Annotated in this window: 12 protein-coding genes and 1 tRNA gene; 4 read left to right on the top strand and 9 right to left on the bottom strand. The window is 36.2% G+C overall.

Going from position 1 to position 11,534, the window contains the following annotated elements; translation table 11 throughout:
• Positions 1-17 precede the first annotated feature (17 nt).
• Positions 18-1,316: a 4Fe-4S dicluster domain-containing protein gene (locus Q3A68_RS13685; RefSeq protein WP_302901667.1), complete on the bottom strand. Its 1,299-nt coding sequence runs from the start codon at positions 1,314-1,316 to the stop codon at positions 18-20.
• A 179-nt stretch (positions 1,317-1,495) separates the two neighbouring features.
• Between Q3A68_RS13685 and Q3A68_RS13690 the strand changes: the two genes are divergently transcribed.
• Positions 1,496-1,568 (top strand) — tRNA-Phe (locus Q3A68_RS13690).
• Positions 1,569-2,257: 689 nt separating this feature from the next.
• On the opposite strand, the gene Q3A68_RS13695 is transcribed toward Q3A68_RS13690, so the two are convergent.
• A complete protein-coding gene (locus tag Q3A68_RS13695; RefSeq protein ID WP_302901668.1) occupies positions 2,258-2,776 on the bottom strand; it encodes a hypothetical protein in 519 nt (172 codons plus the stop codon).
• Between the two features lie 450 nt (positions 2,777-3,226).
• Here Q3A68_RS13695 and Q3A68_RS13700 point away from each other — a divergent pair, with 450 nt between their 5' ends.
• Positions 3,227-3,649: a hypothetical protein gene (locus Q3A68_RS13700; protein WP_302901669.1), complete on the top strand. Its 423-nt coding sequence runs from the start codon at positions 3,227-3,229 to the stop codon at positions 3,647-3,649.
• 2 nt (positions 3,650-3,651) lie between these two features.
• A complete protein-coding gene (locus Q3A68_RS13705; RefSeq protein ID WP_302901670.1) occupies positions 3,652-4,938 on the top strand; it encodes a hypothetical protein in 1,287 nt (428 codons plus the stop codon).
• Positions 4,939-5,024: 86 nt separating this feature from the next.
• Here Q3A68_RS13705 and Q3A68_RS13710 read toward each other — a convergent pair whose 3' ends face one another.
• The 7 genes from Q3A68_RS13710 to Q3A68_RS13740 all read right to left on the bottom strand — a co-directional run bounded on the left by Q3A68_RS13710 (position 5,025) and on the right by Q3A68_RS13740 (position 10,588).
• Positions 5,025-5,471: a pepsin/retropepsin-like aspartic protease family protein gene (locus tag Q3A68_RS13710; RefSeq protein ID WP_302901671.1), complete on the bottom strand. Its 447-nt coding sequence runs from the start codon at positions 5,469-5,471 to the stop codon at positions 5,025-5,027.
• A gap of 117 nt (positions 5,472-5,588) precedes the next feature.
• Complete coding sequence (locus tag Q3A68_RS13715; RefSeq protein WP_302901672.1) at positions 5,589-6,182, bottom strand: hypothetical protein; 594 nt, start codon at positions 6,180-6,182, stop codon at positions 5,589-5,591.
• Between the two features lie 17 nt (positions 6,183-6,199).
• Positions 6,200-7,117, bottom strand: a complete 918-nt coding sequence (locus tag Q3A68_RS13720; protein WP_368045678.1) for a BT4734/BF3469 family protein — start codon at positions 7,115-7,117, stop codon at positions 6,200-6,202.
• A gap of 106 nt (positions 7,118-7,223) precedes the next feature.
• Positions 7,224-8,360, bottom strand: coding sequence for an AAA family ATPase (locus Q3A68_RS13725; RefSeq protein ID WP_302901673.1), 1,137 nt, complete (start codon positions 8,358-8,360; stop codon positions 7,224-7,226).
• A 14-nt stretch (positions 8,361-8,374) separates the two neighbouring features.
• Positions 8,375-8,665: a helix-turn-helix domain-containing protein gene (locus Q3A68_RS13730; RefSeq protein ID WP_302901674.1), complete on the bottom strand. Its 291-nt coding sequence runs from the start codon at positions 8,663-8,665 to the stop codon at positions 8,375-8,377.
• A 101-nt stretch (positions 8,666-8,766) separates the two neighbouring features.
• The gene (locus Q3A68_RS13735; RefSeq protein WP_302901675.1) at positions 8,767-9,447 is read right to left on the bottom strand and encodes a hypothetical protein; all 681 of its coding nucleotides are present in this window, start codon (positions 9,445-9,447) and stop codon (positions 8,767-8,769) included.
• 28 nt (positions 9,448-9,475) lie between these two features.
• On the bottom strand, positions 9,476-10,588 hold the full coding sequence (locus Q3A68_RS13740; RefSeq protein WP_302901676.1) for a site-specific integrase: 1,113 nt from the start codon (positions 10,586-10,588) through the stop codon (positions 9,476-9,478).
• A 498-nt stretch (positions 10,589-11,086) separates the two neighbouring features.
• Here Q3A68_RS13740 and Q3A68_RS13745 point away from each other — a divergent pair, with 498 nt between their 5' ends.
• The gene (locus Q3A68_RS13745) at positions 11,087-11,425 is read left to right on the top strand and encodes a zinc ribbon domain-containing protein YjdM (RefSeq protein ID WP_302901677.1); all 339 of its coding nucleotides are present in this window, start codon (positions 11,087-11,089) and stop codon (positions 11,423-11,425) included.
• Positions 11,426-11,534 lie beyond the last annotated feature (109 nt).

An 11,534-nucleotide genomic window follows, 5' to 3' on the forward strand; every position in this document is an offset into this window, starting at 1 on the left:
TTACTGTCAACTGCCTACTATTCTTCCTTCCAGTTAAACCTATCCGCCTGGCTATACTTCCACGGCGCACCATTGTTTTCTACGTTGCCGAACATATTGTTCAGGCTCGCAGGCGCTTGTGATTCCTCCATCACAATATAGCGGCGCATTTCGGTTATGATCTCCAGCGGATTAATATTCACCGGGCAAGCTTCTACACAGGCGTTGCAGGTGGTGCAGGCCCAAAGCTCCTCGCGGGTGATATAGTTATCCAGCAGCGATTTATCGTCTTTATAATCTTTCCCGTTTTTATCCAGACTATTGCCTACTTCCGTTATCCGGTCGCGGGTATCCATCATGATCTTACGGGGTGATAATAACTTACCGGTTTGATTAGCCGGGCAAACCGATGTGCACCTGCCGCATTCAGTGCAGGTATAAGCTTCCATCAGGTTTTTCCAGGTCAGATCAGTTACGTCCTTAGCTCCAAACCGAGCTATTTCACCGTTATTTTCAGGAACAAACGAGGGATCGAGCATGGCTTTCACCTCATTGGTCACTGATGCCATATTGGTGAACTTCCCTTTTGGATTCAGATTGGAATAATACGTATTTGGAAAAGCCAGCAGGATATGAAAGTGCTTGGAGTATGGCAAGTAATTTAGGAAAGCCAATATGCCGATGATATGGAACCACCAGCAACCACGCTCGATGATTTCCAATGGATTTGCGCTATCAGGCAATAGCGGACTAATCAGCTTACTTACCGGGAAACTACCAGCCTTAATATAATGACCGAAGTTCAGCAACTGCAATTTATGATCAGCAGCATTCATGGTCAGGAAAGCGGTCATCAGCAGTATTTCGATGATCAGGATATAGTTAGCATCCGATTTTGGCCATGAAGTCATCTCGACACCGCTAAAGCGTTTTAGATGACCTATATTCCTCCGGATCAAAAAAGTAAAACAGGCTACCAGCACCAATACGGCCAAAAACTCAAATCCGCCTATCAGCAAATTATACAAACCGCCGAGTGGAGCAGAAAAGATACGATGCGATCCAAACACCCCATCGATTAGTATTTCTAATACTTCGATATTGATAATGATAAAACCTACGTAGATAAAAAAGTGCATCACAGCGGCAAGCGGCCGTTTGGTCATTTTGGTTTGACCGAGGGCAATTTTAGCCATCGTTTTCCATCTTTCGGCAAGATTATCCGAACGGTCTGTATCACGGCCTAGTAGTATGTTCCGCCTGATCTTAGCTACATTTTTGCTAAACAGATAAATTGCCGCAGCCAGAATGATGATAAATATGACCTGTCCAATCATTATGCTTGCATAGTAAATTTTTTCAAAGTTAATTTTTAAGTTGAAATGTCCAAGGGTGAGAGTTGATTGAGTTAAGTGGTTGGATTATGTTGATTGACTAAAATCCTCAATATAGACTTTTTTTCAAAAAAAATTTTCATAAACAAAAAAACGGAGTACATTTGCAGCCCCAACGGGATGGTATCATAGCTCAGTTGGTAGAGCAAAGGACTGAAAATCCTTGTGTCGCTGGTTCGATTCCAGCTGATACCACAAAAAAAAACCTCTTAGATAACATCTAAGGGGTTTTTTGTTTATTCGGGTACAAATTTGGGTACAGTTTAAGCTTATAATGATACTTTCTTTCTTAGAATCGTCTATTTGAATAATAATTCAATAAAACTGTCGAAAGGAGCTACTCTATTATTATTAATTCGGTTTCAAATTTCAGCCCACCCCCTTTTGAAACTTTTGAAACCTTTTCATGTATGCGGTCTTGCAAATAACGGTGATTATTCCGCTAACGTGGATGTGTAGGATTAGGGAAATTATACTATTCTATTCAATTACTTATTTCCATCAAATTACAAAACAAAATGCCTACCCCGCCGCCTGCACTGCCCCCAGATATTTCCCCTTTGGTTGATAGTGTTCTATAACACCGGCACTATCCCAAGCAACTCGGCATGTTTTTGATAAATTTCTATTGCACTACAGTAAATATATTAACCGTTATTTTTCACAATACCCACAAGGTTTGCGCGCGTATTTATTTATTGCATCTTGCAGCGAAACGTATATTAATTTGCCCTTGCAGTTTCTAAGCCCTTTGCAATAGGTATTTCTATGATAGGCGTGTGAATATTTACCCATGCATAAATAAACGCTGTCGGGACGTATTTCAGCTCGTGATAACAGATTGGTTGTCGCGAATATAAATATTAGGACAAGCGTTTTCATAGTTACCACATTTTGTTTTCCTTATATTTTTCCCAAAAGAAACTATAATTGACTTTGAAGTCTGTCGCGAAGCTACTTATTTCTTTCACGCTCATAAATAGCACTGTATTAGTATCTCTAAATCTCCATCCAAACGTTCGTGTCCCGTCCGGCTTATTTAAATTGTCCCATGACGCTGCTCCTACCGTATTTTTAATCGAAAATAGGGTTCTAAAAAAGTCATCATCGTATTGCCGATAATTTGCATACAATTTTTCTTTAGTAAAAACCGATAGGTTAATTATGGTTCTATTTGAATCAATTTCCCCCTTTAAGTATGCTACATCCATTGCGCATATTTTCAGATCAGCACCTTTAATAAAAAATTCAGTTTCTTTATCTCCTTTAACTATTTGATATTTGTTTAGGTAATAGATACTGTCAATGTTAGAGCCGATTTGAACGTCTTCGTAACCCAACTTTTGTGCCCAACTGCACAGAGATGTTAAAATAAGAGTCGCTGTGATAATTAAGGTTTTCATGTGGATATTGATTTAGAGTTTGCTTTTAAAAACTCTTGCCACACAAAAATTAGCGTGAGGCCTCACCGGATACCAGGCACGACCAAGCGCCCCATACAACGAGCGATAAACCCCACGCGTAGCGTACGGAAAATCATTCTCGTTGCGTTCGGATTTTGATTTGGTCGTTTCGGTATCCTGAACGAGTTCCTAAAAATTGACACTAAAGTACATCAATTATTTGAAAGGCAAACTGGTGTTTCATCCAATGAGTTAAGCGTTGAACAATAATTTGATCGTATGTAGTTGCTATGCTATTATCACCCCCTGAAAGAATAAACAACCATTTAGCTTCAGGCTTTACAGGTTCCAACAATTTATAATATGAAGAAGGGTGATAAAACGAGTTGATTGTTAACTGAATTAGGATTAGATTTATCACGAACCAATTAACCTGCTTTTACCATTATAATGAGTTTTAAATACCAAAAGGAAATAGACAATTTGCCGTGTGATTGCCCTGATTTATCTGAATTTAAACCTCACAACGGTCAGGTTTTTAGATTCGTCCACAGTAATTTAAATCACCCGGATAATTTCAAACCCGTAAATTTTATCGAGGATAGAGAACACGAGGATTGTAAATCTAAATGTGCTGGCTATGGTTTATCATTTTGGATGACTAAAGGAAAAGCAGAAAAAAAACTGACTAATTTTATTAAGAATGCCCCCAACTTTGCACAAAGAGTCGGGACTTGTGTTGCTGAAGGAATTATTTGTCAACACGATGGGCTTATCGGGCAAAAGTCGGGAAGTGGACATGTAACATTCCATGAGTTTGAAGAAACGGTATTTAATAATCGATTCGTTATAGTGACCAATTTAAATCAATAGTGATGCGTAAGATTAAGGGCATAGAATTAAATCAGTTACCATTTCAAATTAAATGGGTTGGTGACTTATTGCGATATGATTGGCCTCTTATCTCTGTATTTAAAGACGACGAAAACCAAATTTTTATAAAGTCATGGGTTGAATCGAATGACAATATTCATCGTTATTTAATTTTTTGCGCATATGGTGAGGATTTGGACGGCTTTATAAATAATAAGGCTTCATATTTTCAGCTATTAAATAATCCTATAAATCATTCCGTTTTTGTAACAGACTTTATATCAAACAAAATAAGCAATTGCACACTTGCAAATATTTCCGATTTACCCTACGATTATATTCCTGCAACCGATACTATGTTCGACATAGACGAATCAAAAAATTTAGCTGATATTAAGAATGAAATTCAGTTAAACCGATTAGATACATTGTCACGAAGTATGCGCGATAATGGACTTTTTGATATAGTTGAAGAATCCGCAAAAGTTGGTAGCGACTTATATAACATTCATATAAAATCTAAAAACAAAAAAGTTGGTTTTGGCGTCATCCAAACCTCTATTTTAGGTTCGTTACTTAAAAGTTTTAGCGATATTTCTGCGGCGACAGCATTGACCATGTTTGACAGTAGAAGAAGCGGGGATAAAACAAGAAGAGCGAAAGGAGAAGTTGCTAAGGTAAAATCATTAGGCGACACAAATTTCGCCTATGCCAAAGCGGCATCATTTAGTATATTTTTAAAGCCGATAAAACCAACTATCGAATTATTCCCCGAATTGGGATCAGAATCGAAGTCTATTGCCAATCAGATATTTTACGTATTTGAAAAAAGCACCAAAATAGAGGATTTAAAAACCAATAAGATCGAATTATCGGACGAATTATTAAGTGCGTACACATCATTTCTTAAAACTGTAAAAGAGAACGATATTAATGTATCTGTCCAATACGGGGATTGGGTCGACAAACAGGTATTACGCGAAGCTTTTGACTTAAAAAAAGCCGCTACCATTTTGGACAACCTGGACCAACTCGAAATTATAGAAAATAAAGAAACAATCACTAAGGGAACCTTTAGGGCGTTGGATTCGATTTCAAACACATTTAAATTTGAGTCTTCTAACGAAGAGATATTTATTGGAAAGTTTGGAGAAAGCCTGTACGGCAGTATTTTAAATTTAAATCTTAAGGATTTATTTGAGGTTGCAATTAATACGGCATTTGAGAAAAAACGAGGCAAAACTGGAATTACAGAAAAGCATTTTATTACTCATTATAAGGTTATTTAATCTTCCTCCCAACCTGTATATCATTACTAAAATAAATGCTTTATTTTGGATAACTCCACCAGCGCCGTAAAGAAGATATAGGGTATTTATAGTTTTTGCTCTAACGTAAAAGTGTTATCTATGCCATTGTAAATAAAAATGCACTTACGCAAAATATCTCTACCTATGAGCATTTTGATATTTGAACTATAGACAGACATATCCATAACAGCAATTAAAGTATCTCGGCATAAATCGCTATTTAATAAATCAATTCCAACTTTATAAACTGGCAATTGCCGCTTATTGGCATTGATAAAGTTCATGTTAGCCACAAAATCGGTTTCTTCCACAACTATATTTTCATTCATTATAGAAATATCAATAACGGACGTCGATGCACCTGTATCTACGAAGGCGTCGAGCATGATAAACCGTTCGGGTATATTATTTACAGTATCAATTTTTTGATTTTTAAATGTTGATTTGATCTTTACCCGAACAATCGGACCGGATTCAAATAAATTATCGGAAACTATTTTTTTTTTAATCATATTAGACTATTAGAGTGCTTTGGGGCAAATGGTTAAGTACATTTTTCGGAATTAAAAATCCTTTTTAGCAAATATTAACTATCCGCATTCTTAAACTATGAAAATTTTATGCAGGGATTAACCTTGGCACTTAACTATAGAACGTTTTATTTTACCACTATAAAGATACTCCAAAATGTCGTTCAACTGCTCGCGGCCTTGCCATGAGATAAAGTAAATAGTTTTACGACCGATCTTTTCTTTATGAAACAACCCAGCCTCGCAGCAATCGCGAAATTCCTTTCGCCATCTAAAGTCAGGATTACGCCCATGTTGTAAGTTAAATTCATTCAAGTGAGCTTGTGTAAAAAACTCACGTTGATAGGCAACAATTAAAAAAAATAGCTCATTATTGGTGATTTCGATAATTTTCTTGAGCTTGAAACTACGTAATATCACATTAATTATTATTTGTACAAATTCGGGGGAGATACCCATTTGCCCTTTGTTGGATATTGTAAGCCGACAAATACTTTTATTTAGGTTGTTCAATTCCATTTTCAGTTTGACATTCTCACGTTTGGTGTTTCTATTGTCGGCCTTTAATTTATCAGTCTTTTCTCTCAATTGATTAAGCATTGATCGCTGACTGTCGATCTTTTTGTTTTTCGCCTTCACCAATTCTAATAGCTCGTCACGGCTATAGTTTTCGTATGGATTCACTTTATTCATAAATACTTGTTATTCCGCTATGGTTGACCGAATCCCATGTCTTTTAATTTTTTGGCGCACAACTTCCAATCATAATTACATTCGAGTTGCAAAAAAACATTGACCGGATTTACTCCTTTAGCTGGCTGAAAATTGGTAGCATCAGTGAAAACATAAAGCAATCTCCGTGCAGTGCAAAAGTCAGCTGACACACCCTCTTTTTTCCCTGGCCTCGTGTATCGTTTCCTTGTACCCTTGTCATATTTAGGTTGATATTTCCAGCCATGACAGATTAAAAGGCTTTCAACATCCCCATTCTTATTAAAATCGTCAAACACGTTGCTTTCAGTACTTCCCACGGTTTTAGTATCATAAGGCTTTCTAGGGCTTATATGAGGCTCATATACATAAGGGAACACAACTGCACTATGATTAAAATAAGCGTTCCTATCGACTGAATAGTACCTAAAACGGGCTATATCTTTTACGGCGATATCAAAGTAAGGTCGATCAATACCAAACGTCTTAAAGTATAATTGTAAGGCCTCGAAATGCTGATCGAACTTTGCCGGGTTGCTGATTCGTACAAGCCCCCAATAGCCCCTGCCAGATGCGGACAATCCGCAATATGCAACGTATGGCATTGTTGATATTATCAGTTTTACACTGTCCATTCTTTTAGGGTGAAGGTTGTCAATATCGAAACTCATTAACCCCGTACGCCTAATAACATTTTTTGCGCTTCGTGAGGGAAAGCAAATGGCTGAAGGTGTTATACCCGGCAATTCAGCTTTCAATTTGTCCCGTTCATCTTTATTTTTCTTTGATCTTATTTTAAGAATAGTTGATTCGAGGGAACAATCATTCAAGTATTCCAAGAGATTGCATTCAAAAGGGTGCTTGCCTGAAAAGTGACTGTATTTCGAAATCATGATATTTAATACTGAATGTTCCATTGCAAACAATTTACTGTCCGGGTAACTGGTCGGGTCAACGAGTTAAGAGATTAGTTATTACTTCACTGGTCGGGTAATACCCTTTAGGGTAACCCAACCAGTAGAGTTAATCATCATTTAATAGCGTATAAAAAGTATTTGGTGATCTATCAACTCCCTGCTTAATAATTAACCCTTCTTCTAACAAATGCGATAAAAATTTAGCAACTCTTTCTTTGCCAAACGTATACCCATCATTGCATTGTTGGTCGTAGTGATTTGATAGCTTAGGATTTAACTCACCTAATTTCAATTTTTGATTACCCTTAAAAACCTTTGACAAAATAATCAGATGAGTTTCATTGGGTATTTCATGTGGTTGTACCCTTCTTTTCCTTTGGGCAGTATCCACTGGTACTGCCAATAATTCAAAAGGTACACGTTCGTTACTATTGGTAAATAAGAAAGTCTGCGGATCAAAATTTAAGACGAAACTGCTATTCTTAAATTCCCTTCCCAAATAATTACCCTTAACAATGCACAAATGCTTTATATTCTCATCGTTTAAGTCTGTTCGCAATTCGATAACTAATCTCATTTTTGCTTCAAATCCCTGACCTGAAAGAATGTTGTTTTTTGAAGGCTCTAATTTTTCGGTTCGTTTCCCTGTATGATGCAAAAATGCAATTGAGCAATTATACTTTGTCGCAATAGCCTTATATCGGTTTAGAACTTGGCGTATCAATGCACTGTCGATCAGATTTTGGCCGAAAACATCACTCCAGCAATCTATTATTATAAGATCAGCCAATTCGGATGATAATTGCGCTTCAAGGTATTCCGGTATATTATCGGACTCAAAATGGAAACGTATATTCTCCAAATCGTCTATCTGCGTAGACTGCCTTTTTATAAGGTAAGAGGTTGACACGTTATCATCTTCGGTAGCTATGTAGATAACCTTCCAATGTTCTCCGCTAACATCCCAGCCCAAAAAATTCGTTCTTTTTGCTACGCAAATAGCAAGCTGCCTTAATAGCATGGATTTACCCGTATCAGAACTACCAACAAGTGCCCACACGCCTTTCCGCGGAACAATCGGACTAATTAAAGTCGGTATAGTCTCTGCATCCAGTCTATACAAGTCAGCTCCGGTGTACGTTTGGGGTTCAATCGTTAAACCTTCTATTGTTTCGAACGAAACATTTGCAGTACCTTTGCTTTGCACAAAGCATTGATCTGGGGGTAAATTATGTTCGAGCATGAGTTACCCCCTCTTTATTTAGTTTTGATTCGAATTAATGCCTTTTGAATATCCTCCAGCCGATACCTTACCTTATATCCTAATCGATAAGCGACAATAAAACCCTGTTTTGTGTACTCATTTAATGTGGGCAGAGAAATTTCCAAAAGTTCTGCGGTTTCTTGCCTTGTATAAATAGTCTTTTCAGGTTTTTGTGCGGAAATTACCTTATAAATTTCTGATCGTACAGATTCTGAAATACAATCAACTAAGAGTGTTTTAAACTCCGCTGGTTCGTAGGTTGTGGTGAATGTTTGAGTTGCCATAACTTTACTTTTGTTTGAGCAAAGTTATCGCGGCTTAATTCGGTGATAAATCCTTAAGGATACTTTTAAGGATATGTTTTTTATTCGATTTAGATAAATCGTTATTTTTTTGACCGGTTATAGAGTGCTTTACTTTTGTTAAAGTAACTATCAAGTGTAGTTTTTTTTAATGGTTGTCCATTATTATTCTCAAAAACTGAAATTAGAACACGTTTAAGGTTTTCAATAGAAGTATTGATTTTCCCGTTGTCTTTTAACTTCTCAAAATAGGTTGTGATTTCATTAATGTTAGCATTTTCAGTAAGTTTTATTTTTTCAAAATCGGGTTTACTATTTTGATGGAAATTAGATTTGGAAAATTGTCTCTCCATATTTTCAAACCAGCTCATGACAAATTTGTATTTATTTAGATTTGTTCCTAATGGGTAGTTTTCATATTTATATTTACTGCAATAATCTATAAACATCGTCTTGGTAAATTTCAAGAAGTAGCTTTTATCTTTACATTGGTAAAATTGGTAGTTAAGAAAATCAGCGATTTCAAAGTTTTCTTGAAGTTCTGCATTGATTATAAAATACATTGAATTAAATACACTGACGTTGTTAACATAGCTTAAATCTTCTTTATTATCATCAAAGCCCTTAATCTTTACTGGGGCTGTAATCATAATATCATATTTATTTTTTTGGTATAAGCCCCTAAAATTTATTGCATAAAGTGAATTATCAATCGCGTCTTTATACGCTGGGCCAGTCAAATCGGGCTTAATTATATTATCCATAATAATGTCATCGAAAATAAAAAACAAATCAAACCACTTTGAGCATTAAATCAGTACTCCAGTGTTTTTTAAGCTTTTCAGCGTGTTCTTTTGGTGTCACCCTTATATACTTCATAAACGAACTTTCAGTTGTATGGCCTGTTATAGCCATTATGCTGATCGTAGGGAAATTATCTAAGTACATATTCGTCGCAAACGATCTACGTGCTGTATGGCTTGATACAAGCGTATGTTTCGGCACGGTTGATATAACTTCTTTCCCGGCCTTTGTAAAATGTAATGAAATCATTTCGTTGAATTCTGCTTTTTTAGCTACATCCTTTAGGTACTCATTCATTTTTTGGTTGCTGATAGTCGGGGGCAAACTATTTTCAGTTAAACCTTTGTACTTTTTCATTATTTCCCGTACATATTTGTGAATAGGGACAATGACAGTTTTTTTTGTCTTTTGAGTTTTGATCTCTATAAAATCGCCTTTAATATTTTTAGGGCTTATATCGCTAAAATCAGAAAATCGCAATCCTGTCCAGCAACCAACAATAAATAAATCTCTGACACGCTCTAAACGGGTTTCCTGCGACAAATCAAGTTCATACAGCCTTTTCAATTCGGCTTTATCTAAATAGACTGTTTCTGTTTGTTCAGTTTTTGCCTTATACCTTTTGCCTGTAAATGAGGTTTTTGTCAATTCCCTTTCAACCGCATCATTCATTATTGATTTAAGTACCCGGATATGTTTTGAAAGTGTGTTTGTAGCATATTTCTTTTCAAAAATCATATACTCCTTATAATCTTCAAAAAACGCTAAGTCTATATTTTCAAAACTCAGGTTGTACCGCTTTTCCTTTTTAAATGCTTCGAGGTTGTTTTTAAGGGTATTATAAATTTTGATAGTATTTGGCTGTATCGGTGTACCCTTATCACTTAACCGTTTCCCGGTTACACATTCCTTAATAAATAGTTCGACAAAGCTTAAGAGGTTGTAAGTAACTATTTCCGGCTGTTCCTGGCCTCTGTTTTTATCAGCAAGTAACTTACCTTTAATCAACTCTTTTAGATGATCTGGCGAAGGCTGTTGCTGTTCGTTATCATTCAAATAGGAACGGTAAACATCTAAAGCAATATTCTTTTTATTTTTCAACCCGGTATTAAATTCCGGGTGTGTGGGAAAAGCACTTGTTTGCTTTGCTCTTTGATTTTCACTGTCCCAAAACTTAGTATTGATCTTTTCAATTGTACCGACCTTAAATCTGCAATTCCGAAATGAAAAAAACATCATTACACCTGTAACCTTGTTTGGAGTTGTTTCCCTAAGATAAAAATTAACCTCTGCCATGATTTTAATGTTGATTAATCAAAGCTAACGGTTTTTTATTTTGGGTACAAATTTGGGTACACTTTTTTTTAATTTTGTTTTGTCTCGTTGTATTTCGATTAACTAAAATGCCATCTATTATACGATATAAGCAATCCAAGTAATCGGGTTTAATCGAAAGAAATATTTAGGTTCGAGTACAGCTGATACCACTGAAAGCCTTCAGAGAAATCTGAGGGCTTTTTTCTTTCAAGACTGCACCAAACCAGTGGTTGTTATCACCCAAATTGCGGACAATAATTTTACCTTTGCCAAAACTTTAATATGATAGAATTAACTCCATGCCCATTGTGCAAATCGACCTTTACGTACGAAATGAATGGTCTGCTAGCCTGTCCGGAATGTGGCCATGAGTGGAGTCCTGAAGAAGAAAGTACTGTGAATGATCAATTCATTGTAAAAGACTGCAACGGTAATGTCCTTCAAAACGGTGATTCTGTAGTAATTATAAAAAATCTCCCGGTAAAAGGTTCCTCCCAAAACATAAAGGCCGGAACGAAAGTCAAAAATATCCGTCTGGTAGATAGTGACCATAATATTGACTGCAAGATAGATGGCTTCGGCGCAATGGCACTCAAATCGGAGTTTGTGAAAAAAGCATAAGTCATGTCGATATTCAAATGTTCACGTTCATTGCGAATACCCTTGAATAAGCATTGACATTTGACAATCAAATAGTTATATTTCAACAAGTCAACCTTAATTAAATTTA

Source organism: Mucilaginibacter tolerans (assembly GCF_030519375.1).
Taxonomy (GTDB): Bacteria; Bacteroidota; Bacteroidia; order Sphingobacteriales; family Sphingobacteriaceae; genus Mucilaginibacter.